Origin of the sequence: Neobacillus cucumis, assembly GCF_016908975.1 — a bacterium.
GTDB classification, from domain to species: Bacteria; Bacillota; Bacilli; order Bacillales; family Cytobacillaceae; genus Neobacillus; species Neobacillus cucumis.
This window is the reverse complement of sequence record NZ_JAFBEX010000005.1, coordinates 182,634-207,830: the sequence shown is the minus strand read 5'-3', so window position 1 is coordinate 207,830 and position 25,197 is coordinate 182,634. Positions and strand designations below refer to the sequence as shown.

Sequence of the window (25,197 nt, the reverse complement as noted above, 5' to 3'; positions counted from 1 at the left end):
CATTATATCTCGCAGCCTTTTTCTATCAAAATAATCTAAGCATTTAAATCATAAAGATTACCTGTTACAAGGTAAATAACATGTTCTGCAATATTGGTCGAATAGTCTCCAAGCCTTTCAATATATCTGCAAACAAAGGCTAACTGCGTAATTTGATTGGTTTGGGCTGGATATTTCTGTATATATCCCATTAATTCTTTAATTAGCGTTCCATACATACCATCTACTTGATCATCTTTTGCAGCACACTTCCTTGCAAGTTCTACATCCTCTGTTAAAAATGCATTTAAAGAATCATCTAACATTTCTAAAGCAAGATCCATCATTTTAGGGATATCAACAATCTCTTTAATAAGTTTTTCTTTACCGATATGAAGTGTTGATTTTGCTATATTAACCGCATTATCGGCAATCCGTTCGACCTCTGAAGAAATTTTTAAGGCAACAATGATTTTTCTTAGATCCCTTGCCACCGGTGATTCCTTTGCGATTAATATTATTGCTCTATTATTGATTTCTTGTTCTAATTCATCAATAATCGTATCATTTTCAATAATTTCTTCAGCTTTTTCAATATCTTGATTGATGAGGGTTTTTATACTTTCTTTAATGGCACTTTCTGATTTTCGTGCCATTTCGATTAGCATATCCTTTAATTGATTTAAATTATTATCGAAATGTAATCTTGTATTCATCATATTCACCCCTATTAGCCAAATCTTCCTGTGATATAACCTTCGGTACGGTCATCCTTCGGGTTTGAGAATATCTTTGAAGTATCATCTAGTTCAATTAATTCTCCCATCAAAAAGAACGCTGTTTGATCTGAAACCCTTGATGCTTGTTGCATATTGTGTGTGACAATCACAATTGTATATTTTTCTTTTAACTCTAAAATTAACTGCTCAATTTTTAATGTGGAAATAGGATCAAGTGCCGAGGTCGGTTCATCCATTAATAAAACATCTGGCTTTGTTGCCAGTGCCCTTGCAATGCACAGTCTTTGCTGCTGCCCTCCTGATAGGCCAAGTGCAGGAGCATCTAAACGGTCCTTTACTTCATCCCAAAGAGCAACATCCATTAATGATTTAGTGACTATATCTTCAAGATGAGTTTTTCTCTTAATTCCATGAATTCTCGGTCCATAAGCTATATTATCAAAGATCGATTGAGGAAAAGGATTTCCTTTTTGAAAAACCATCCCCACATTTTTACGTAATTCCACTAGATCCATTTTATCGTTTAAAATATTTTGGCCGTTATAGTTAATTTCTCCCTTCATTCTCACATTAGGAACATAATTGATCATTAGGTTTAAGGTCTTAATAAAAGTTGACTTCCCACAACCAGAAGGTCCAATAATGGCTGTTACTTCTTTTTTGTTAATAGGAAAGTTTATACTTTTTAATGCATGATGCTCACCATACCATAAATTCAAATCATTAATTTGAAAAACTTGTCTATGTACTGTTAAGTTTGACATGTTTCTCCTCCTTAACCGAACCTTCCAGAAATATATTCTTCTGTTTTTTTCACTGAAGGATTTGTGAATATCTTTTCTGTAAGATCATATTCAATCAAATCGCCACTTAAAAAGAATGCTGTTTTATCGGAGATTCGTGATGCTTGCTGCATATTATGAGTAACGATGATAATTGAATAATCCTTTTTCAAATCAACGATTAAGTCTTCGACCTTCGCGTTTGAGATTGGATCCAGCGCTGAAGACGGTTCATCCAGAAGCATAACCGTTGGCTTCATGGCAATGGTTCTGGCAATGCAAAGCCGTTGCTGCTGCCCGCCTGAAAGGGAAAGGGCTGATTTATGAAGGCGATCTTTGACTTCATCCCATAGTGCTGCCTTTCGCAGGCTTTCCTCAACGATTTTATCAAGTTCGCTCTTCTTTCGTGTACCTGCAAACTTTAACGCATGGGTAATATTTTCATAAATCGATTTTGGAAATGGATTTGGTTTTTGAAAGACCATGCCAATTTCTTTTCTAAGTGCAACAACATTGATTTGATCGGACAAAATATTTAAATTCTCATAAATGATGTCCCCCGTTGCCCTCGCTCCAGAAATCAGATCATTCATCCTATTAATGCTTCGTAAAAAAGTCGACTTCCCACAGCCCGATGGACCAATTAGGGCTGTTACTGAATTCTTTTCGATATCCATTGATATTCCATTTACAGCTCGTTTTTCGCCGTAGAATATTTCTAAGTTTTTAACATTTAAAATATCTTGATTCTGATTCGTTTGATCCGTTTTTGTTTCAACTGGTCTTTCTTTTGTTGCTGTTGCCATGCATTTCACCTGCTTTTTATTTTGTTGCCGTAATTTTCTTATGAATCATACTTCCAATCCATCTGGCTAGTAAATTAAAAATTAATACAGAGATAACTAAAACGGCCGCTGCTCCACTGGATACCGCTTCAACATCTGGAATTAAACCTTGTGTATTAACCGAATAAATATGAACTGCTAAAGTTTCAGCAGGCCGGAAAATGTTTAATGGTGAGGTTTCTGAAAATGGGTTCCAGTTGGCGTAATCAAGTCTAGGTGTAGATAAACCAGCGGTAAATAATAGCGCTGCTGCTTCACCAAAAACACGTCCAGCTGCTAATATAATCCCTGTTAAAATAGTGGGAAAAGCACTCGGCAATATAACTGTTTTGATAGTGTGCCAGTGGGTAATACCTAAAGCAAGACTCGCTTCTTTTAACTCCCTTGGGACAGAACGAATCGCATCCTCACTTACACGTACGATAACTGGTAAGTTAAATACAGTTAATGCTAATGCTCCACCTAAGATGGTATAGCCCCAACCTGTTAAATTGACAAACATTAAAAGACCAAACATTCCAATAACAATTGAAGGGAGCGATGCTAAAACTTCTACACAAGAACGAATAGTATCCGTAACCTTCCCTGGTTTAGCATACTCGGCCATATATATTCCCCCTCCGACACCAAGAGGAATAGCAATCAACATGGTAATAATTAGCACGTAAAACGAATTAAATAACTGATCCCGAATTCCCCCGCCAGCCATAACATTGCTTGAAGGGGATGTTAAGAAGTGGAGGGATATGTTTTTTAATCCGTTAACTAGAATATAGTAAAACAATCCGAGAAGGATCAAAATGATAATAAGTGCTATTAGATAAAAGACGGAGGATGCTATTCGATCCGTTGTTTTGGTATTCATTACACCTTCCTCCTTGATGATAAGTAACGTATGAGGAGAATAAACGCAAACGACATGATTAACAAAATTAATCCCATCGACCATAAAGTATTATTTTCGACACTTCCATAAGTAGTATGACCCATGTTTAAAGTAATGATGGTTGTTAAAGTAGCAGAAGCATCAAGTAAACTTGATGGCAAGTCCTTTACATTTCCAATAACCATCTGTACAGCTAACGCCTCCCCAAATGCTCTGGCCATACCAAGTACAATGGCAGTCAGTAGTGTTGGCAAAGCGGCGGGAACTAGAACTTTTCGGATGGTTTGCCACCTTGTTGCACCAAGAGCATATGACCCTTCTCTTAAGGTTTTCGGCAAAGAACTCATTGCATCCGTTGCAATCGTTGTTACGGTTGGTAAAATCATAATAGACAGAACAATCATTCCAGAAAGTAAACTAAATCCGAGACCACCTACATGCTCCCTAATAAATGGAACCAATACTGTAAGACCAATGAATCCATATACGACAGAAGGGATTCCGACTAACAACTCAATCACTGGCTGCAATATTTTCCTTCCCCAAGAAGGAGCAATTTCGGTCATGAAGATGGCTCCCCCAATACCTAACGGTGCTGCTATCAATGCAGAAAGAAAAGTAACTGCAAATGAGCCAAAAATAAAGGGTAAGGTTCCATATTTTGGATTTGCTTGATCAGTCGGATTCCATGTCTTACTAGTAATAAACTCAATAATGCTAACACCGTTTTTAATAAAGGATTGAAGACCCTTTATACCTAAAAAGATCGTAATTGCAATTGTCGCCGAAATCATAATGATGGCGCATAAAATAACAAGTGTTCTCCCCCTTGCTTCCCCACCCATCCAATTTTTACTTGATTTTAATAACCTTTCTTTTGCAGGAATAACCTTTTCCATATTGCACAAATCACCTCGCTATTAAGTCATAAGGGTAAATGCATACCATCACATTTACCCTTTTAACAACTCACACTGTTAATTATTTATTGGTTTGATTCCCTTTCGCATCGCGTTCTACTTGCATTTTGGTTACGGGTAAGTAGCCTTGAGCTTTTAATAAATTATTTTGGACATCATCTGACATCAAATAATCTAAAAATGTTTTTGTAGCTCCACTTGGATTTCCCTTTGTATACGAATGTTCATATGCCCAGATTGGGAATTTTCCAGTTTGTACGTTTTCATCCGTAGGTTCAACACCATCAATAGATAGTGGGGTCACTTTATTATCTGTAAAATAAGAGAAAGCTAAATACCCTACTGCTCCTGCAGTTTCATTGATAATTTTTTTAACTGTATTAGATGAATCCTCGGTAATGCCCTCTGCAGGAGTGGCACCATTAAGACCAAATTTATTAAATACGGCACGCGTCCCAGATGCATCAGGGCGATTGACTAATACAATTTTTTGATCCTTACCGCCAACATCTTTCCAATTTGTGATCTTACCAGTAAATACTTTTATAAGATTATCTTTCGAGATGTCTTTAATTCCAACATTCGGGTTAACTGCTGCTGTAATTCCAACAACAGCTACTTTGTGGTCAACCAATTTATCGGCTGGAATACCTTCCTTTTCTTCTGCAAATACATCTGAATTTCCGATTTGAACCGACCCTTCAGAGACTTGTGATAATCCTGTACCAGATCCGCCGGCATTAACTTGAATATCCACATTCGGATTGTCATTCATAAATTGTTCTGCCGCTGCAGCTACAAGAGGCTGCATAGCTGTTGAACCGGAAACCACGATAGAGCCAGATACTTTTTTTCCACCTGTGTCAGAAGTGTCTTTATTTCCACCACCACCACCGCAAGCAGCTAAAAACATCATTAAGGAAAAAGTACTCAATAATAGACTAAATTTCTTCAAACTATTCATTTTTGACTCCTCCAGAAATAATGGTTATGATACTGGTTTGCCCTAAACTTTCTACAAGAACGAATATCGTTTAAACTTGTAAAATTCGATGTAAAGGGTTAAAGCAATAGTTGTTATTGCAAAAAAGAAAAAATTCTTTCTCCTTTATAGCTTGCCTTCCCTAAATTTAAATTATTTAAGAAAAAATTTTTTCAATATGTATTTATTTCTTAAAAAAATTTATATTAAGAAGAAATTAGATTTTATAGTGACTATTTTTGAAGAGGTGGATAAAGTTTGAAAAAAAACGAACGGAACAAAGATGCAACTATCGTTGCAAATCAACAGATGAGTAAAGAGTTCAAAGACTGTGATACCAGGGAAACATCGGAAGTTAATTCAGAGGCAGGTAAGGCCAATCAAGAGATACAGGAACAATTCTATGGGAAAACTGAAGATGACAATCTACTCCCCTTTCACGTTGATATTAACAATCCACCCATTAAAAAATAAAAACTTAAGCCTGCTTACTGGCTTAAGTTTTTTCTTTTTCAATATCAGTTTTTAGCTACACTTAAAATTAAATTACCTAATTGTCCTTAACAGGCTCGTCTAAAATACATACACTAAATAGAATTCAGCCATTAGGAGTGATGTGATGTCCTCAACCATTGTTACAAGTGTTAGGTTTGCTTTGGCTTATACGGTACATGCTATTCGATATACTGAAAGTGCGTTAATATTTCTTCGAGAACTGCAGGCGTATCCATTTCCGCCAAATCCAATTAAAGAACAATTTTATCAAGATGCCATTGATAGTCTTACAGAGACCTATCTTGCTATTAAGTCATTACCATTTGATACTTATTTTCCGACTGACCCCGTTTTTCAAAATATTCCTATAGCTCCCGAAATCCAGGATAATGATTTACTAATTACTCTTTCTGACAATCGAATTTCATTGGCATTAAATAAGACGAACGATTCGATTAATGTAATTAATCAAGCTATATTATTAAGTAGTAAAAATGATAAACTTAATGGGCAACTTATTTTTATTAAACTTGAGTTAGAAGCAGCAAAAGATGCATTAGTTTCAGGGATCAATGAATCGGATTATTTGGTCAGCTAAGTATTTGAAACTGTTCCTTATTGGACAGTTCTTTTTTTTATCAATGAAAAAAATTTTTTTAGAGGTGCTATGTTTTCTGAATTTCTTTCTAAATCTAAAAAAATATATAGTGTAGGAAAATAAATCTACGATTCAGCACAATTTAAGACCTTATTCAGGTAATTTTCAGGTTTATGGTCGATAATGTTTATACAAGGGAAAAGGGAACAGGAGGTTTTAACTACAATGGAAGGTATTAAAATTTTATTAGTCGATGACGAACCGCATATCTTACAATTTTTAGAATTAGGATTGACAAATGAAGGCTTTGAAGTCAAAACTGCTTTAGATGGGTTAACCGCAGTAAATTTAGCTCAGGAGTTTCAGCCGCATATCGCCATTCTTGATGTCATGATGCCAGGCATGGATGGATTTGAAGTATGTCGAATGATAAAAAAAAGCGGCGCCCAAACCTCGATTATTATGCTAACAGCCAAAGATGAAGTAGAGGATCGCGTAAAGGGGTTAACCATTGGGGCTGATGATTATGTCGTAAAACCATTTAGCTTTGAAGAATTATTAGCGAGAATTCATGCTCGCCTACGCAATCAATTTCCAAACCTTTTCAGTGAAGTAACATACGGTCCATTTAAGCTAGATGACAAAAGAAAAGAATTTGTCTATAACGGAAAAATATTAGAGCTATCACCTACTGAGTATGAACTACTTAAATTCTTGGTGATGAACAACGGAATTGTCATGAGCAAAGGAATGATTCTTGATCGAGTATGGGGCTATGATTTTCAAGGAGAAGAGAACATCGTAGAAGTGTACATACGATCACTCCGCGATAAACTAAATGATAAGGAGCATCAGTTAATTCGTACGATTAGAGGATCGGGTTATCGGGTGGATTTAAGATGATAAAGCGGAAAAGGAACCCAATAAAGAACTTTTTCTTACCACGCTCACTTCGATACCAGCTTTTAACACGGACTTTATTTATTTTAGCTTTTATATTACTAGCGATTGGATTTTTTCAATACTTTGTTATGAAGGATTTTCTTTATCGAAATGAGGCAGAAACGCTTAGTGCAAGACTGATGTCTTTGCATGACAATATTCATTTCGATATGGATTCAGAAACAAAAGTTTCTGATTCTGATGACAAAGTTGATAATAAGCCTCGAACGGATAACCAGTTCTTTTTCTTACAGGATATGTCACTTGCGGAAATTGATTCTGATGGTAATTATTCGGATCTCTTTGGAAAAACCAGTATTGAAGCTCCCAAACTATCTAAAAAAGATTATCAAAACTTGATAAAAGACCCATCAAATCTTAGGGACCAGGATTACAAAATCGCAACAAATGCGAAGGGAATTGAGCAGCTAATTGTTTTTAAGCCTACTAAAGATAAACCTGGAGAAACTTCCACTCAGGAGCCCCGTATTCTCCAGTTGGGAACTAATACGGCTCCTCTAAAAGATGTACTTTATCAGCAATTATTAACTTTTATGATTCTTTCCGCATTGGCTTTAGTTGCAGGACTTTGGATTTATTTACGCGTGCTTAAGAAAACACTTGTACCTTTATCAACGATTGTTCATGCAGTTAAGAATACGGATGCTGGTAACTTAGAAGAGCGTCTCCCCGTTCAACAAGGGCAAGAAGAGATTGATCGTTTGTCCATCGCGTTTAATGCGATGTTGGAGAGAATCGAAAAATCTTTTGAACATGAAAGAGAAACGAAAGAACAAATGCGGCGCTTCATCGCGGATGCTTCTCATGAACTAAGAACCCCGCTTACTTCCATCAGTGGATTCGTAGAAGTATTATTAAGAGGGGCAGCCAATCGACCTGAACAACTATTTAAAGCATTGAATAGTATGCAAGGTGAGACTAGGCGGATTATAAAATTGGTTGAAGATTTATTATTTCTTACCAAGCTGGACCGGGCTCCAGACCTGCAGGCTGCCGAAACAAATCTTTCAGAGCTCATTAGAGATATGGAACCGCAATTAAATGTGTTAGCCGGTACTCGAACCGTTCAATTCGATCTATCGGAAGGACTGATTGGATGTTATGAATCGGATAAGATTAAGCAAGTAATCCTAAACCTGTTCAACAATGCCGTTCAACACACAGACTCGACAACTGGAACCATAAAACTCTCTATGACAAAGTCTGGTACTCAAGCAATCCTAACCGTACAAGACAATGGGGCTGGGATTAGCAGCGAAAAATTGCCCTATATTTTCGATCGTTTTTATCGGGCCGATCCTTCTCGTACAAGGCTTTATGGAGGTGCAGGACTTGGCTTAGCCATAACAAATTCCATTGTTGAAGCACATGGAGGCAGAATTGAAGTGGAGAGTCAAATCGGCAATGGCACTACCTTCCGTGTTTTTCTTCCGTTATTATAATTAAATTTTGAATACTTTAAACCGGCATCCATTAAATGCCGGTTATTTATTCTTATAAGACTTTATAGAACTTTAATTCAACTTTGTCTGGCAATCTAGTCGCAGAACAGATAAAAAGGTGGTTCATCATCCATCTATATCTTTCATCATATACTTCAAAGTGTGGGACTGTCCGAAAATAGTATAAATTAGGGTCAACAAATTCTCCTGCTTTTACTTCTTCCACATATTCTGATGGAACCGTGCGAATGCCGTTATTTTCAATATAAATAGAAGCACCGTCCTCTAATTGAATCGCATATCTTGCCGAAAGCTCACATTTTCCATCAGGACGAATAATTTGGCTATCAATACCGCCAGGCAGTACTACTCCTTTAATCCCCTTTCCTATTACCTCCCCCGATAAAATGGGAATTAACTGCCTTCTTCCTACAACATCATCTTGGCCTACTACGATGGGTTTATCCACCTCAATAAAAATTTTGAATACTTCTTCTAAGCCTGCATGTTTTTCATTTGGGACATTAGTGGTCAAAAGTGGTACCTTCCTTTCCCCCTATATACCTTTTTCAAGAATATATTTTATTTTTTCCAAGTCTTTCCTATTTGCTTTTTTCATCATCATACCCATAAATGGTGTAAACATTTTTGAAAATCCAGTTGGATTTCCTCTATTTCGCAAAGTCATTCTCGTTTCATTGTTATTAATTGGTTCCCAAGTGTAAGTTGTTTCCATTGGAAAAGGACCATTAGCCGTTCTCATGACCAGTTTTTGACCCGGAACAAATTCGACAATTTCATAAACATAGGCAAGCTCTTTTCTTAAAAAATGGGCTTTAAAGGCAATTTGCGATCCAATTTTTAATGGCTTGGGTGATTTCCATTCTACTGACTTGATATTTACATACCATTTTGGAGCATTGTCCGGATTGGTTGCAAACTCCGCAACTTGTTTTAAATGGGAGTGGATAATAATATCAGTTAATACATCTACCATTTCTAAATTCACTTCCTGATACATTTAAAGTTTTGTTTATTGACTTTGTTCTACATAATTCTTCAATAAACTTCCTAGTAGATATTTCCATCCTTCAGAATGTTCCTGTTCCCAGTTTTCACGGATGATGCCAGATGCATGATGGGAAAGTTGCAAAAGTGTAGCCCCTTCTTTCTCAACGAGACGATAAGTATAAGAACTGTTCACGGCACCCTGCATTCCTAGATGACCATGCAGACGAATTTCTTCCGGCGCGTTCACATAGTAAACATTACCCCATACTGCCCCCTGATTTTCTCCCCATTTTTCAATGAATTTTCCTCCTGGAACGGCACTAAATGTAAATTGAGAAGAAACCCCTTTTGGTGCTAAGCGGAACTCCCACCAATCGCCAGCACGTTCTGTTAAGGCTTGGAAAACTTGTTCACGCGAAGCGTTAATCAATACCTCTTGTTCAATTTTAAAAACGCGACCTTGTTCATGTCCTGTTACATTCATCGTTTTATCTTCTCCTTTTTTTTCAACAATTGATTGCAAATTAAGCAGTGAATTGGCAGTAGATTCCATGTATTTTCCTATCCACCGGTTATGCATCTTCTGAAGTGGAACAGCATTAAGAAAATTGAGTCGATATTTACCTTCACGTCTGACTACGATTAAGTTCCCTTCCTCGAGTAATGACAAGTGCTTCATAATCGCATACCTTGTGACTTCAGGAAAATATTCGTTAAGTTCACCCGTTGTTTTAGGTGATCCTTTCAGAATATCAAGAATTCTTCTGCGAATTGGATGTCCTAATGCTTTAAAAAGTGTGGAAAGTTCGTCTTCCATTCCAACGATCCTTTCAAATAAATTAGATAAACATGTTACTTTTTTGTCACATGTAATATGTGACCATATAGTAACATGTATTGTATTTATGGTCAAGGCACAAAAATCTACACCTATTAAATCAATAGATTATTTCTCAAGTTCAAACATCTTCTTACAGGATAGAATAAAATGAATAACACCAACTATATAGAACACAAAAAGGAGTAATCTCATTACTCCTTTTGTTTTGGTTTTATTTTGTTGTGTAACTAAATAGCTTTACTAAATTACGAACTACATCTTCTTTATTCGCATCAATTACTTCTAGATGCTGTGGTTTATCAAATAATTGATTGATTTCCTCAGGGTATGTTTGCTCAATATTGCAAAGTTCGATTGATTCATTAAATTTTGCCGGATGGGCTGTTGAAAGTGTTACGCAAACCTCATTAGGTTCATTACATCTTTCATAGGCTGCCACCCCACAAGCAGTGTGTGGATCTAATAAATAGTCCGTTTCAGAATAATACTTACTAATGGTATCCAAGCATTCTTGGCCTTCTACTCCGTGTGCAGCAAAATCTTCTTTCACCTGATGGAGCAGCTCCTCATTCACTACGATCTTTCCTTCTGTCTTGAAGTTCTCCATTAATTCCGATACCGCATTTGGATTTTCTCCAACTAAATAGTACAAATAACGTTCGAAATTGCTGGCCACTTGGATATCCATCGATGGACTGTAGGTGCTTTGGAATTCACCAGGCTTGTAAACCCCATCTTGGATAAATCCTTCTAAAATATTATTTTCATTCGTTGCTACGATTAGTTTTCCAACAGGAAGCCCCATTTTCTTTGCAAGATACCCCGCAAAGATATCCCCAAAGTTTCCAGTCGGTACGCTAAAGTTTACACTCTCAACATTTTTCTCTTTTTTCACTTGGAAATAAGCATAGAAATAATAAACAGTTTGGGCCAAAATGCGAACAAAGTTAATGGAATTAATCGCACGAAGATGATATTTGTTTTTAAGATCTACATCAGCAAATATTTCCTTGATAATGCTTTGACCATCATCAAACGTTCCTTCGATGGCTAAATTCAAAACACTCTTATCATCAACCGTCGTCATTTGTAATTCTTGTACCTTACTCACTTTACCATGTGGGTGCAAAATACAAATGCGAATGCCTTCTTTCCCTCTTACACCTTCAATGGCTGACGCACCCGTATCCCCTGAAGTAGCTCCGAGAATATGAATAGTTTCACCAGTCTTCTTTGATACATATGAATATAGATTTCCTAAGAACTGGAGAGCAATATCTTTAAAAGCAAAGGTTGGACCATGGAATAGTTCTAGGACATACAAGTTCTCCTTTACTTTTTGAACTGGTGTTACCTCAGGGTGGCGGAAAGTTGAATAGCTTTTTTCAATTAATTCCTTTAGCTCATTTGCTGGAATTTCATCTTCCACATAATAAGAAAAAATTTCGTAAGCTAATTCCTGATAAGATAATTTTGACATGGCTTCTAATTTTTCTGCTGGTATTTGTGGAATTTTCTCGGGAACTAATAACCCTCCATCATTCGCCAATCCCATTAATACGGTATCAATAAATCCAATTTGATTTACGTTTCCACGTGTACTAACAAAGTTCATCATCTTTCCTCCAACAAAAAATTTATTGTATGACTAACAAAACATTAATTAGAGTTATTCAACATATTAAAATTACTTTTTATCAGTTTGTAATTTTCCGAATATTATCATCGAATAATGTGAATTAATAATTATAAATTACATTTTAATATAAAAATGAACAACAAGTCTACATAATGTTTTTAGAATATTCATTTTTATCATCAAGAATAATCGTTACATTTTTATTAATTCCTTTTTAATCAAAAAAAATCCCCTTAAGTCTACTTAAAGGGATTTCCTAAATCTATAAATCAAAACGATAGCATTTAGGAGAATTATTATCGTTCACAAAATCTATTGTTAAATCCCGCTTAAATCCAAACCATTCATATAAACGAATCGCTTTGGCCATTTCATTACCAGTAAATAAATAAATAGACTTAGCCTCTATTTCCTTTGCATAGGCTAGGCATGCCTTTAACAGTTCTATTGCAATCCCACGTCCTCTTGCTTTTGGATGAACCGCCAATAATCGGATAAACGGAGCATAAATAGGAACTTCCATTTGCTTATATGCTTTTTCAGCTGTCTTGAAGAGCTGCACGGTACCTACTATTTCTTGACCTAGCTTTGCAACTAAAATTCGATCCACATAAGGATTTTCAAGAGATGACTTAATATCATCTAGATACCCTCTCCAAAATTCGGGATCTGAAAAGGAATGTTCGTACTGCTGATAGCTATCAATCAATAGTGTCTGTACCTTTTCTTTTTCTTCTTCTACTAATTCCTCTACGCTAATTTGACTAGTAAGATGATTATTCATTCTCTTCTCCCCCTTTCTTATATATTGGTTACCTTCAAACTCTTTTCCCCAATCTCATTGGCTGACTTTATTGCATCTTCAATTAGTGGAATGGTCACATCAAAGGATAAATTAGCTACATCTTCAGGATTTATTTTTATACCGCTCGCAATTTCGTTTATTTTTTTTCCTAGATTGTTTTCGATTCCTAACTGTTTTAATGAAACAGGCAGATTATATTCATTTAGCTGAGAAACTAGTTGGTTTATTTCTGACTTAGATTTTCCCTCTAGAATAAATTGAGCAATTAATCCAAATATCACTTTCTCTCCATGTAGACTACCATGAGTTTCTGATAGGTAAGTCATACTATTATGAATGGAGTGGGCGATTGCCATTTTATGTTTTTCTCCTACTACGCTGCCAACTAACCCCGCCAAAGCGATGATCGCATTTATCACTTCTTTTAAAGGCCTCGTCACACGTCTTTCGTTATTGTCATTTATGGCTTGAAGAGAATTTTCATTAAGTATAGTTAAAGCTTGTTTAGCTGTGTTTAAAGAAATCTGTAAAGAGAATTCATATCTATCATTTTTGTGATATGGGACAAATTCATACCATTTTACAATGGTATCTGCAATACCAGCTTGCAAATATCTCACTGGTGCTTCCACAATGATTTTTGGATCTACTAAAATCAAATTCGGAGATTTATCTAATGTTATAAATTCGGTTACAGCTCCATGTTCATTATAGACAACAGATAAAGCGGACCAAGCTGCGCATGTGGCTGCGATGGTGGGAATGGTCACAACGGGGAGCTCAGCCCTTTCTGCAACTGCCTTAACTGTATCTAATACTTTGCCGCCTCCTACGCCAATCACTACACCTGCATTTGTCTGCTTCGTAAGTTCTGTAAATTTTTCAATCGCTTGTTTGGTGCAATAGCCAGAAAATAATTCTGTTTGATAGGAAATTCCTGCTTCATCTAAACTTGAAAATAATATTGGACCTGCTTTTTCTAAGGCCTTCTTTCCTCCTATTACAATTGCTTTATCAGTTATATTTGAGATATACTTTCCCGCTAGTAAAATGCTATTTTCTTCATTAATATATTTTTCAGGCGCTTTAATATTTAACATCCCTTCTCCTCCTTTATTTCAAAGCCTTCTCGATGAATTTAAGAAATTGTGCGTTTTATCCATAATAGGCATAATAAGCATCAGCAAGTATTTTGATCCCGCGTCTTATTTGCTCCTCGTTGCAATAGGAAAAGCAAAGCCTTAATTGATTTGCACCTTGATTCGTTTCAAAAAAAGGCTTCCCTTCCACGATACTCACTCCTCTTCGAAATGCCTCATTTGCAAAATTAGCTGTATCCACTTCTGGATGAAAATTAAGCCAAAGAAAAAATCCACCTTCAGGTACCACAAAAGTGACATCATCACCGAAACTTGTTTTGATACTTTCCAGCATAATATCTCTTTTTTGGCGGTACGTTGAAATTAGTCTTTCTAGATGATCTTCAAAAGATATTTCTTCTAATAAACTAGCAATTATTTCTTGTGAGAACGGGTTCGTTTGACTTCCCAGCATTAATAAGTGGGTATTTTGTAATACCTTTTCATTAGCAATCATCCAGCCTAATCTAATTCCAGGAGCAATAATTTTTGAAAAGGTTCCCACATAAATAACCCTTTCTTCCGCAAAGGAATAAATGGCAGGGAGATAGTGGTTCTTAAAACTTAATTCTGAATAGGCATCGTCCTCAAGAATATAGAAGTTGTATTCATATGCTAAATGTGCCAGCTTTTTTCTTCTTTCCAGGGAAAGACTTACACCACTAGGGTTGTGGAAATTTGGCATACAATATAATAATTTTGGTATCTTCTTATTCAACTTTCTTGCCTTGACGAGTGCCTCCTCAATCAAATCAACTTGAACCCCATGTTCATCAATAGGAAACGATTTAATCTTAGCCCCAGTCATCCGAAATGATTGAAGGGCATTGAAATAGGTTGGTTCCTCTACCCAGACTTCATCATCAGGATTTAATAATACTCTGGCAGCCAAATCAATAGCTTGCATCGCCCCAGCAGTGGTTATTATCTGATTTTGATCTACATAAATGGATCTAATTTTTGATCGGTTCTTAATCCATTCCCTTATCTTTGCTGGACCCTCCGCGCCTGAATAGTGAAGGGCATGTTCCCCATGATTTAATATTGCATTTGAAGCAGCACGATTTAGTTCAACTAATGGAAATAAGTGAGTGCTTGGATATCCAAATGATAAATGCACATGTAATGGATCAGTAACGGTTGTTCCCCCAATGGATGGGGAGGAAGGAAGATACTTTGCGTATTGATAGTTTTGTAGTTGTTTAACCATGTATGGGTTCTCCTTTTTGTTTTTTTATTTATTGGCTCTGTTAAATTTGTCTGTTGATTTCCGCTCCAGTCGCTCGCTTTCCGCGGGCGTGCCGGGGAGCCTCCTCGGCGCTTTAGCGCCTGTGGGGTCTCCCCTGCCCCGTACTCCCGCAGGAGTCGAGCGCCTTCCGCTTCAATCAACAGAGTTTAAAAACATCAATATTGTTTAACAGAGCCTATTTATTTGGAAAAATCTCCTTGTCTACTAATTCTGAAACCTTAACAGATTTTTGAAGAACTCCAGCCTCTTTAAATGAATCTGCTACCTTTTGAACTGCTTGGATATCACTTTCGGTAACTGGACGGAATTCAGCATTTACTTTACTATTAATCTCTCTAGAAACATCTTCCGGTAATCCTGTAATTTTAGAGTAAAGTTTGTCGTATTCTTCCTTATTATCCTGCTGCCATTCCCAGGCCTTTTCGAATCTTTTTACAACATCTTTTAAAGCTGCTTTTTTGCCTGGATCTTTAAGAGCTTCCTCTGAAACTGTAAGGAAACCCACACCGCTGCTAATACCTTTCCCCGTTCTTAAGACACGTGCTCCATTGTTGACGGCGATGGTCATATACGGGTCGAATGTACCCCATACTTCAATTTCTCCTGCTTTAAATGCCGCCGATGCATCTGTTGGCAAAATAAACTTAATTTTCACGTCATTGGTTGTAAGTCCTACCTCTTTTAATGCTTCAATCACTAAATGCTGAGCAATACTCCCTTGAGCAGAAGAAATCGCAATCGTCTTTCCTTTTAAATCACTAACTGTCTTAATGGAGGAATCTTTTTGGACGAGAATACCAAGTGATTCAGTAGAAGAAACATTCGTTGCCATAATTTTTATCGGTACACCAGAGGCAGCCGCTGTCAATATAGGTGTATCTCCAGCAGGAGCTGTATCTACTGAACCCGATTTAACAGCTTCAAATAAAGGAGCAGCACCTTGAAAGCTTGCCCATTTCACTTTATAAGGTGTTCCTTCCAATACTTTCGAAGCTTCCACTTTTGATTTCGTTAATCCTGCTTGATCTCCTAGCACTAAGGTTACTTTTGAGAGGTCTACCTTACCATCTGCCTCAGCCACCTTTGCTTGATCATTACCGCAGGCTGAAAGGATCGAAATAATGACTGTAATGAATATAGGCAAATACCATTTTCTCTTTCGGAATTTTTTGCTCTTGAGAAATATTTTCATAATCATTCTCCCCCTTGTTCCCTTAAGAACCTTTTTCTACTAACCTTGTGATTGAACCGTTATTAATGACTGGAGCTCTTTTTTCATTACACGTGATAAAACTTTCCCTTCTAATCTGCCAAAAGCATTGCTGCCCCTTTCACGAGGTCTCGGTAATGGAATTTGTAAATCCATTGTAATCTTTCCTTCTTCTATTAAAACCACACGATCTGCAAGTGTAATAGCCTCGGCTACATCGTGTGTTACTAAAACAGCTGAAAACTGATGTGACTTCCAAATTTTTTCTATTAATTCCTGCATTTCAATTCTTGTTAATGCATCTAGTGCCCCAAGAGGTTCATCTAATAAAAGCAATTTTGGTTTTGTTGCTAATGCTCGAGCGAGCGCTACTCTTTGACGCTGTCCACCGGATAAAACGGTTGGCCAGTCATTTGCTCGATTTTCAAGGCCCACTTGATGCAGAGCAAGTAAAGACTCTTCCTTCCAATTACCTTCGAGGCCTAAGCTCACTCCAACATTGGCAACAATTTTTTCCCACGGAAGAAGACGAGCATCTTGAAACATAAAACGAGCATTTTTATTAAGGTTTTTTAGATTTTCATTGTTTTGAAGGATCTCACCACTACTGGCTTTCTCTAACCCAGCAATATGCCTTAGTAATGTACTTTTTCCACATCCACTTTGTCCTACAATTGCCACAAACTCTCCTGGAGCTATTTCTAAGTCAATCCCTTTAAGAACTTCAATATCTCCAAAGGTCTTTCTCAAATTCTTGATTTCTAAATGTATGCCTCCCTGCTTGATTTCCATTGCGTTTCTCCCCTTCGTTTATGACTTGTTATAGCTTGGATTCCATTTCAATAATTTAGATTCCAATATTTTTGCTGCAGTGTCTGCCAATTTCCCGAGTATTGCGTAAAGTAGAATGGCCACAATCACCACATCTATTTGCATAAATTCACGAGCGTGCATAGCCATATATCCTATTCCTGAATCAGCCGCAACTGTTTCCGCCACAATTAAGGTTAACCACATAATACCTAATGCATATCGAACACCTACCAGTACGGATGGAAGGGCTCCTTTAAAGATGACTCTTACTAACAGCTTGCTCCTCGTTAAGCCATATACCCTTCCCATTTCAATAAGCCCTTTGTCAACTGAGATAATTCCATAGTAGGTATTAACGTATATGGGAAAAAACACGCCAATGGATACTAAAAAGATCTTTGCTTCTTCCCCAATTCCTAACCATAAAATGACTAGCGGAATTAATGCTAAATGCGGAATATTCCGAAACATTTGAATAGTAGTATCTACATGCCGTTCAGCTATAGGAAACACTCCATTCACAATACCAAGAATAAGTCCTAGCCCTCCTCCAATTAAAAAACCTGATATTGCTCGGGTAAAGCTTACTTGAATATGGATAAACAGCTCCCCTGTCTGAATAATGCGATAGGCACTCGCTACAATTTCGGTTGGTGAAGGCAAAACATCCTTGGCTACAAGACCTGTTGATGTAAACAGTTGCCAGCTTCCAATTAATAACGCAGGTAAAATCCATGGTGCAACATACTTCAAATAAGTATTAAAAATTTTTCTCATTTTTCTTCTCCTTTCTAATCTTACAACCCCGATTTAACACACCTGAAAACTAGGATTAGAATTTCACCATTACTCCACCCCGTTTGACCAAACGTATTTTCGATATTACTTTTTATTAACCCTAGTAAACTTATAGGTTTATTAGAATTTATACTATCATTAAAAATCTTTCACTGACAACGGGTTGGCTGATGGAATAATTTATTTTATTGATTAACAAATTCTATTAATTTAATGAATAGAAATAAAAGGACCTTTAATCGAACGACAAAAATCATTTCTTCGTTGTTTTTCGATAGAAGATTTACTCAAAAATCCTCAACAAATAGGAGGAATCATCACATTTCATAAGAAAGTGACGATGAAAACTCTTCATACCTATACAGGAAGATAAGAAACAATATTGAATTATACTCTTACAAGGAAAATTACCTTGTTACCATTTAGAAAGGTTGTGAGTGAATGAGACTTTCAGACATACAGCCTAAGAAAAACTTCAGCTACATCTTCGTTCAATTTCCAGGAATGAAAATGAATGTCCCAATGCTCTCGAGCAGTGAGGGAAGGGCGGTGAAGGAAGATGTGGCTTTATGCGTCCAATTAAACAAAAGAGATAAGGTTCATCAACTTTATTTTGTGCGAACACAAAGTATTAAACCCTTTGACTTCACAGATGAAGGTATTGGCGCAAAGGCCCTTTATCGAGTCATCAAGCAAAAAGAAGACTCTCACAACTCAAACAACCTTGAAGTCGATGATTTCGTTACGGTGATTACGGACGAAGTGAAAATTGTTCAAAAGAAAACGAATTCAGGCTATAACTTCATTTTGGTATTAAACGAACGTGAAATTGGAATAGTTGCTTCAATTGAACAAGAAATTCACACAGAGAAAAGCACATTGCAGCATATAGAGAAAACGCAACCTGAGAGCTCTTCTATCATAGAAGGCAAAGAAAACAAGGCTGGTTTCAGAAGGAGGTCTAAAAAGACGATACAGAGCGGAGGCTATGCCTTTCAGGATATGGTAGTGATGGAACCAATCCGAATACTTTTGGAGGACGTTAAAAGAAAAGTTAAAGTATTTTCCCCTGCCGCATTAGATTTTATCGGTCCAGGTGATTAGAATCATATAAATTTAATTTTGAGGGGGTGTTGAAGAGGTTTGCCCATTAAGGGATCTATAACTTCATACAAATAAAATGATCGAAACCAAAAGGATTAAAAGGCTAATCCTTTTCGATCGGATAAATTCTAAAAAATAATAGAAAGGATAATTAATTAGCAGCCAGCGTGCTTCTCTTAGATGAGAACTACTTTAATATATGTAAAAAGACTTAACCAAGAGGGTTAAGTCTTTTTTCCTTTCTGGCTAGCCTTAAACTATTTGTAAGATAACCTCCTTTAACGTTGTCACCATAAAATCAAAATCTTCATCTGTTGATGACAATGGCGGTGAAAGCGTAAGAATATTATTAAAACCTGCAACCGTGGACCCATTTTTGCCCACAATCAACCCCTTATTTTTGCATTCGGTAATGATTTGATCAATTTTCGCAGGAGTTGCCGGTTCCTTTGTTTGCTTGTTTTCCACAAGTTCTATCCCAAGTAAAAAACCGAAACTACGGATGTCACCTACTAGGGGATGTTCGATTAGTTCGTTCATTTCTTGTCTTAACTTTTCACCTAGCTCTTGTGCTCGCTCTACTAAATTTTCTTTTTCATAGATTTCTAGATTTTTTAATGCTAAGGCACAAGCGGCTGGGTTTCCACCAAAGGTGTTAACATGTCGAAAATAGGCAAATTCATCGGAACTCTTAAACTTTTCGTATAGTTCTCGGCGAATGGCTGTAGCCGACAGAGGAAGGTAACCACTAGTAAGTCCCTTCGCCATTGTGACAATATCAGGTTTGATGTCAAAGTGCATATGACCAAATTTTTTCCCGGTTCGGCCAAAGCCACAAATAACTTCATCCATGATGAGCAAAACTCCATACTTTTGGCTAATTTCCTTTACTTTATCCATATAAACAGGATCAGGAACCAAAACGCCTCCACCGGTAATGGCTGGTTCCATGATGATTGCAGCAATGGTTTCCTTCCCTTCCCAAATAATTGTTTTTTCAATTTCTAAGGCGCATTGCAGATTAAATTGTTCAACGGTTTGCCCTTCTGGACGTCGATAACTATCAGGAGGGCTGACATGAATAAATCCTGGAGCAAGTGGTTCGTAATTATATTTGCGAACGGCTTGCCCCGTAGCAGCTAAAGAGCCCATGGAATTCCCATGATAGGCCCGGTACCGAGAAATGAATTTATAACGATTGGGCTCTCCATTTTGTTGGTGATATTGGCGAGCGATTTTAAAGGCTGTCTCATTTGCTTCTGAACCGCTGTTGGAGAAAAAGATGACATAATCCCCATCTAACCACTCGTTCAATTTCTCTGCCAGTTTAATTGCTGGAACATGACTTTGGGAAAGTGGAAAATAGGCAATTGTTTTTAACTGTTCATAGGCTGCTTGGGCCAACTCTTCTCTTCCATATCCCACGTTTACACACCATAATCCCGACATGGCATCTAAGTATTTGTTGCCATTTATGTCAGTAATCCATGAGCCTTTTCCTTCGACCGCAATGGTAGGTGAACCATTTTCTTTATAGGGTGTCATATGATGCCATAGATATTGACGATCTTTTTCGATTAACTCATCTTTATTATTTTTGGTGTTAGACATGTTTCTGCCTCCTTCCGGTTTCGTAATTTTGGATCTGTTCTTTTCAACTGGAGCAGCCTTAGTTTTAAACCTCTCTTTCATTGACCCGAGCGGTGTTTTTTTCCTCTCTTTTGTCCATGAACCCGGCTTTCATTGACCCAGTCACTATTTTTTTAGTCAAGTCCACTTAATTGTTTAAAAGTGTCAACAATGATTATCAACTATTAAGAACAACTTAGTGTAGTGAACTATAATTTACTTCGGAAAGCTAAGCGTGATTTTTGGCTTGAGCTGTCCGAACCTGGCTAGACTTCGGACAACCCCGTATAATTTTGGGCTTGAGCTGTCCGAACTCAGCTAGACTTCGGACAGCCCCATATGATTTTTGCCTTGAGCTGTCCAAACTTGGCTAGACTTCGGACAGTTCCGCGTGATTGTTGGCTTGAGCTGTCCCAACCTGGCTTAACTTCAGACAGCTCTGCGTAATTTCTGCCTTGAGCTGTCCAAACGTGGCTAGACTTCGGACAACCCCGTATAATTTTGGGTTTGAGCTGTCCGAACTCGGCTAGACTTCGGACAGCTCTCCGTAATTTTTTTCTACTCTTTTGTCTATGAACCCGTCTTCCATTTATTCAGTCACTGCTTTTTTTCTCCCGTTTGTCCATGAACACAGTCACTTCTTAAACCGCTCTTTCATTACCTCCCAGCCTTTTAATACCTCGCGGTCACCATTTTCTTTCTTGTATAAAATTCGACCCCATCTGCACCATTTGCATGTAAATCACCATAGAATGAATCTTTGTAACCGGAAAACGGAAAGAAAGCCATTGGTGCTGGCACCCCCACATTAACTCCAAGCATCCCTGCATCAATGGTTTCCCTGAACTGACGAATGGCGGAAGCACGGTCGGTGAACAGGCAAGCACCGTTCGCAAATGGTGATGCATTGGCCACATCAATCGCTTCCGTTAAATCTTTCACTCTTACGATGGAGAGTACAGGTGCAAAAAGTTCATCCTGCCAGATTTTCATATCTTTTGTAACGTTATCGAAAATAGTCGGTCCAACGAAGTAGCCCGGGCCGTTAACCGCTTCATCCCTACGTCCGTCACGGACAAGTGTCGCACCTTGAGAAATACCTGACTCGATATAATCTATGGTCCGGGTCTTATTCCCTTCCCGAATAACCGGTCCCAGAAAAACACCAGCCTCAAGACCATTCCCCATTTTCATTTCATCCGCTAAAATAGCTAGCTGCTTCACCAATACATCCGCAATACTTTCTTCCACCGCCACGACTGCCGCTGCCATACAACGTTCGCCAGCAGAACCAAAGGCTGCGTTAGTAATTTCTCTAGCTGCAAGATCAAGGTTTGCGTCTTTTAACACAATGGAATGATTTTTGGCACCGGAAAGCGCTTGGACTCTCTTTAGATTTGTAGTGCCTTTTTTATATACATATTCAGCTACAGGCTGTGACCCGACAAAGGAAATGGCTTTGACGTCTTGATGCTCGAGCAATCCATTCACAACATCATGTGCTCCATTGACAATATTTAGTACTCCTTTTGGCAATCCAGCTTCATCCATTAATTCTGCTAAGCGAGCCGCAAGCAGTGGTGTCCGTTCAGATGGCTTTAAGACAAAAGTATTTCCACACGCAATCGCCATTGGAAACATCCAGCATGGAACCATCATCGGAAAATTGAATGGAGTAATCCCTCCTACAACTCCCAAAGGATAGCGGTACATACCAGATTCGAGACCTGTTGCGATATCGGGCAACTGTTTCCCCATCATTAAGGTCGGTGCTCCAGCTGCAAATTCCACACACTCTATTCCACGCTGGACCTCGCCTATAGCTTCAGTAAGACTTTTCCCATTTTCGATGGTGACAAGCTTGGCCAGTTCATCCCAATGGTCCACGAGCAGCTGCTGATACTTAAATAATATTCGAGCTCGCTTTGGTACAGGTGTCTGTGACCAGGTTTTAAAGGTCTCCTTTGCAACGGCTACAGCACGATCCACATCCTCTTTCATCGAGAGAGGTATTTCCGCGATTGTCTCGCCTGTTGCAGGATTAACAACGATTTCTTTTTTATCAGAATTTGAGTCGATCCATTCTCCCCCAATATAATTTTTTAATGATTGGTTTCCTCGTAGGAAGGTGGTCATTCTACTAGTCTCCTTTTAATTTTTGGCACTCCCCCGAAATAACTGGAATAATTTTTAGCAGTTATTTCATTCATTGATGTGCATATTCTTTGGCATGGATTTCTGTTATTATTCATTTTTGATTTTCATGTAGGCATGAGAATACATAGGCGGAGAATTTCCGACTAATGTATATGGAGGAAGCTTAAGAAGCAGATATAAGCGGAGATATTCCGTTTAACTGCTCTAAATAAGACGAATTCCAAAGATTTGAATCATATAAACGGAAAAACTTCCTTTATTTTCAAGGAAATAGGGGTATCTTCCAATTTAAACGGAATTTTTCCGTTTATTTTTCAAACACAGTGAAATCCACATTCATTTATTACAGAGCCAAATTTTTAAACAGAGAACAATTATAAAGTAAAATCCTTGCGCACCAAGCAGGTCTTTAACTTGGTTTAAGACTTTGTTGTTGAATTAGTTTTACAGAAATATATTTACGACCAGCAGGGGTTGATATGTGTATAGATTCCCTTTCTCTTTCTCCCCTGCTGTTATTTTTCTCAAATAAACAAAAGGCCCCGCTCAAATTTTCAATAATGTTTTGGATACTATATCCTGTTTGAATGTAATAATCGATATGATCACGTTCCTTTAAAAATTGTTGATACTCTGTCATTGATTAAGCCCCCTATACTTTGAAACCCCTCTTTTTCCTTATGCTAAAGGGTTAAGAATCCACTAATCTTTAACCCATCCTCAAGTAAACTCTTAAACTGTTAAAGGTCCTTCATGTATCGTTTGTTTGTCTGCTCCATATTTCGCACGTTTTAAAAACTGTCCAGCGCCTGGTTTTCCGACAAACTGTTTTTCACGGATAACAAATTCACCACGGGATAGAACGGATACAGGCTCTCCCGTTACTTTCATTCCTTCAAATGCATTATAATCAACGGCCATATGGTGGGATTCAGCAGAAATAACACGTTCCACTGTCGGATCAAAAATAACAATATCCGCATCAGCCCCAATGGCAATTGTTCCTTTTTTTGGATACAGTCCAAATAACTTTGCACTTCTTGTGGAAGTGATATCGACAAACTGATTAAGTGAGATTCTTCCTTTCTTAACACCTTCTGAGAAAAGAATACTAACACGGTCTTCAATAATCGGCCCACCGTTCGGTATTTTTGAAAAATCGCCTTTACCAAGATCTTTTTGGCCAACAAAATCAAATGAGCATTGATCAGATCCTATGGTCTGCAATTGTCCTGTTTTTAACGCATTCCATAACTCCGTTTGATTCCATTTTTCACGTAAGGGGGGGGACCATACGTATTTTGCTCCTTCAAAATTTGGTTTTTCTAGATAGGTTTGATCCAAAACCAAATATTGTGGACAAGTCTCTCCCCAGATGTCTATGCCCTTACTCCTCGCCTCCGCAATTTTCCAGGCTGCTTCCGCACAAGAAACATGAACTACATAAAGTTGAGAGTTGGCTAATTCTGTTAATGTAGCGGCTCTCCCAGTTGCTTCAGCTTCTACCTCTGGCGGTCTAGTCAATGCATGATAAATAGGATCGGTATTTCCATCAGCTATCGCCTTTTTCACTAAATAATCAATGACGTCGCCATTTTCTGCATGAACCATAACGAGGGCACCAAGATCTCTTGCAGCAATCAATGTTTTAAAAAGTGTTTCATCATCGGCTTGAAATTGGTTTTTATAGGCCATAAATACTTTAAGTGAAGTGATGCCCTCTTCTTCAATCATTTTAGGCAGCTCGGCTAGCTTTTCATTATTCATCTCTACAATTTGCAAATGAAATCCATAATCAATGACGGCTTTATCTTTTGATTTGGCATGCCAAGTATCGACTGAACTTTTCAGTGTTTTCCCTTTTGTTGTTAAGCAGAAATCAATGATGGTTGTGGTCCCGCCGAATGCTGCTGCCATCGTCCCTGATTCAAAATCATCCTTCGTTACTGTTCCACCAAACGGCATATCAAGATGGGTATGGGGATCAATTCCACCAGGGAACACATAACAGCCTTTTGCATCAATGATTTCTGCATCAACATCCGGTAATTTCCCGCCAATTTGAGTAATGACTCCATTCTCAATACAAATATCTGCACGATAGGTATCTGTTGCGGTTACGACTGTTCCATTCTTAATAATTTTTTTCATGATAACCCTCCATTACAGT

At 37.7% G+C, this 25,197-nt stretch carries 25 protein-coding genes; 5 read left to right on the top strand and 20 right to left on the bottom strand.

Annotated elements, in window-relative coordinates:
- Positions 1-35: 35 nt before the first annotated feature.
- The 6 genes from phoU to JOC76_RS08625 all read right to left on the bottom strand — a co-directional run bounded on the left by phoU (position 36) and on the right by JOC76_RS08625 (position 5,116).
- Positions 36-695 (bottom strand): phosphate signaling complex protein PhoU, encoded by a 660-nt coding sequence (gene phoU, locus JOC76_RS08650; RefSeq protein WP_205177192.1) that lies wholly within the window; start codon positions 693-695, stop codon positions 36-38.
- 14 nt (positions 696-709) lie between these two features.
- Positions 710-1,483: a phosphate ABC transporter ATP-binding protein PstB gene (gene pstB / locus JOC76_RS08645; protein WP_205177191.1), complete on the bottom strand. Its 774-nt coding sequence runs from the start codon at positions 1,481-1,483 to the stop codon at positions 710-712.
- Between the two features lie 11 nt (positions 1,484-1,494).
- Positions 1,495-2,307: a phosphate ABC transporter ATP-binding protein PstB gene (pstB, locus tag JOC76_RS08640; RefSeq protein ID WP_205177190.1), complete on the bottom strand. Its 813-nt coding sequence runs from the start codon at positions 2,305-2,307 to the stop codon at positions 1,495-1,497.
- 16 nt (positions 2,308-2,323) lie between these two features.
- Positions 2,324-3,211, bottom strand: a complete 888-nt coding sequence (gene pstA / locus JOC76_RS08635) for a phosphate ABC transporter permease PstA (RefSeq protein ID WP_205177189.1) — start codon at positions 3,209-3,211, stop codon at positions 2,324-2,326.
- Entirely contained in the window at positions 3,211-4,131 is a 921-nt protein-coding gene (gene pstC, locus JOC76_RS08630) for a phosphate ABC transporter permease subunit PstC (protein WP_205177188.1), read from the bottom strand. The genes pstA and pstC overlap by 1 nt, the downstream gene beginning before the upstream one ends.
- A gap of 82 nt (positions 4,132-4,213) precedes the next feature.
- Entirely contained in the window at positions 4,214-5,116 is a 903-nt protein-coding gene (locus tag JOC76_RS08625) for a phosphate ABC transporter substrate-binding protein (RefSeq protein WP_205177187.1), read from the bottom strand.
- 276 nt (positions 5,117-5,392) lie between these two features.
- On the opposite strand from JOC76_RS08625, the gene JOC76_RS08620 reads away from it, so the two are divergent.
- The 4 genes from JOC76_RS08620 (at position 5,393) to JOC76_RS08605 (ending at position 8,632) form a co-directional block, all read left to right on the top strand.
- On the top strand, positions 5,393-5,608 hold the full coding sequence (locus tag JOC76_RS08620; protein WP_205177186.1) for a hypothetical protein: 216 nt from the start codon (positions 5,393-5,395) through the stop codon (positions 5,606-5,608).
- A gap of 145 nt (positions 5,609-5,753) precedes the next feature.
- Positions 5,754-6,227: a hypothetical protein gene (locus tag JOC76_RS08615; RefSeq protein WP_205177185.1), complete on the top strand. Its 474-nt coding sequence runs from the start codon at positions 5,754-5,756 to the stop codon at positions 6,225-6,227.
- Positions 6,228-6,452: 225 nt separating this feature from the next.
- Positions 6,453-7,130, top strand: a complete 678-nt coding sequence (locus tag JOC76_RS08610; protein ID WP_239557621.1) for a response regulator transcription factor — start codon at positions 6,453-6,455, stop codon at positions 7,128-7,130.
- Entirely contained in the window at positions 7,127-8,632 is a 1,506-nt protein-coding gene (locus JOC76_RS08605) for a sensor histidine kinase (protein ID WP_205177183.1), read from the top strand. The genes JOC76_RS08610 and JOC76_RS08605 overlap by 4 nt, the downstream gene beginning before the upstream one ends.
- Positions 8,633-8,684: 52 nt before the next feature.
- On the opposite strand, the gene JOC76_RS08600 is transcribed toward JOC76_RS08605, so the two are convergent.
- From JOC76_RS08600 to JOC76_RS08555, 10 genes are all read right to left on the bottom strand, one after another.
- Positions 8,685-9,167 (bottom strand): DUF3237 domain-containing protein, encoded by a 483-nt coding sequence (locus JOC76_RS08600; RefSeq protein WP_205177182.1) that lies wholly within the window; start codon positions 9,165-9,167, stop codon positions 8,685-8,687.
- 21 nt (positions 9,168-9,188) lie between these two features.
- Positions 9,189-9,653, bottom strand: coding sequence for an SRPBCC family protein (locus JOC76_RS08595; protein WP_239557620.1), 465 nt, complete (start codon positions 9,651-9,653; stop codon positions 9,189-9,191).
- A 12-nt stretch (positions 9,654-9,665) separates the two neighbouring features.
- Positions 9,666-10,460: an SRPBCC domain-containing protein gene (locus JOC76_RS08590; RefSeq protein ID WP_205177181.1), complete on the bottom strand. Its 795-nt coding sequence runs from the start codon at positions 10,458-10,460 to the stop codon at positions 9,666-9,668.
- A gap of 235 nt (positions 10,461-10,695) precedes the next feature.
- Positions 10,696-12,099: a threonine synthase gene (gene thrC, locus JOC76_RS08585; RefSeq protein WP_205177180.1), complete on the bottom strand. Its 1,404-nt coding sequence runs from the start codon at positions 12,097-12,099 to the stop codon at positions 10,696-10,698.
- A gap of 286 nt (positions 12,100-12,385) precedes the next feature.
- Positions 12,386-12,907, bottom strand: a complete 522-nt coding sequence (locus JOC76_RS08580; RefSeq protein WP_205177179.1) for a GNAT family N-acetyltransferase — start codon at positions 12,905-12,907, stop codon at positions 12,386-12,388.
- A 17-nt stretch (positions 12,908-12,924) separates the two neighbouring features.
- Positions 12,925-14,028, bottom strand: coding sequence for an iron-containing alcohol dehydrogenase family protein (locus JOC76_RS08575; RefSeq protein WP_205177178.1), 1,104 nt, complete (start codon positions 14,026-14,028; stop codon positions 12,925-12,927).
- Positions 14,029-14,083: 55 nt separating this feature from the next.
- Positions 14,084-15,277 carry an aminotransferase-like domain-containing protein gene (locus tag JOC76_RS08570; RefSeq protein ID WP_205177177.1) on the bottom strand — a complete coding sequence of 398 codons (1,194 nt, stop codon included), beginning with the start codon at positions 15,275-15,277 and terminating at the stop codon, positions 14,084-14,086.
- Between the two features lie 214 nt (positions 15,278-15,491).
- Positions 15,492-16,508 carry an ABC transporter substrate-binding protein gene (locus tag JOC76_RS08565; RefSeq protein ID WP_205177176.1) on the bottom strand — a complete coding sequence of 339 codons (1,017 nt, stop codon included), beginning with the start codon at positions 16,506-16,508 and terminating at the stop codon, positions 15,492-15,494.
- Positions 16,509-16,547: 39 nt separating this feature from the next.
- Positions 16,548-17,318, bottom strand: coding sequence for an ATP-binding cassette domain-containing protein (locus JOC76_RS08560; protein ID WP_205177175.1), 771 nt, complete (start codon positions 17,316-17,318; stop codon positions 16,548-16,550).
- Between the two features lie 18 nt (positions 17,319-17,336).
- Complete coding sequence (locus tag JOC76_RS08555) at positions 17,337-18,116, bottom strand: ABC transporter permease subunit (RefSeq protein WP_205177174.1); 780 nt, start codon at positions 18,114-18,116, stop codon at positions 17,337-17,339.
- A 462-nt stretch (positions 18,117-18,578) separates the two neighbouring features.
- Here JOC76_RS08555 and JOC76_RS08550 point away from each other — a divergent pair, with 462 nt between their 5' ends.
- Complete coding sequence (locus JOC76_RS08550) at positions 18,579-19,241, top strand: hypothetical protein (RefSeq protein WP_205177173.1); 663 nt, start codon at positions 18,579-18,581, stop codon at positions 19,239-19,241.
- Between the two features lie 252 nt (positions 19,242-19,493).
- On the opposite strand, the gene JOC76_RS08545 is transcribed toward JOC76_RS08550, so the two are convergent.
- The 4 genes from JOC76_RS08545 to hydA form a co-directional block, all read right to left on the bottom strand.
- Positions 19,494-20,852 carry an aspartate aminotransferase family protein gene (locus JOC76_RS08545; RefSeq protein ID WP_205177172.1) on the bottom strand — a complete coding sequence of 453 codons (1,359 nt, stop codon included), beginning with the start codon at positions 20,850-20,852 and terminating at the stop codon, positions 19,494-19,496.
- 690 nt (positions 20,853-21,542) lie between these two features.
- Complete coding sequence (locus JOC76_RS08540) at positions 21,543-23,006, bottom strand: CoA-acylating methylmalonate-semialdehyde dehydrogenase (protein WP_205177171.1); 1,464 nt, start codon at positions 23,004-23,006, stop codon at positions 21,543-21,545.
- 430 nt (positions 23,007-23,436) lie between these two features.
- Complete coding sequence (locus tag JOC76_RS08535) at positions 23,437-23,667, bottom strand: hypothetical protein (protein WP_205177170.1); 231 nt, start codon at positions 23,665-23,667, stop codon at positions 23,437-23,439.
- A gap of 92 nt (positions 23,668-23,759) precedes the next feature.
- Positions 23,760-25,178: a dihydropyrimidinase gene (gene hydA, locus JOC76_RS08530; RefSeq protein ID WP_205177169.1), complete on the bottom strand. Its 1,419-nt coding sequence runs from the start codon at positions 25,176-25,178 to the stop codon at positions 23,760-23,762.
- Positions 25,179-25,197 lie beyond the last annotated feature (19 nt).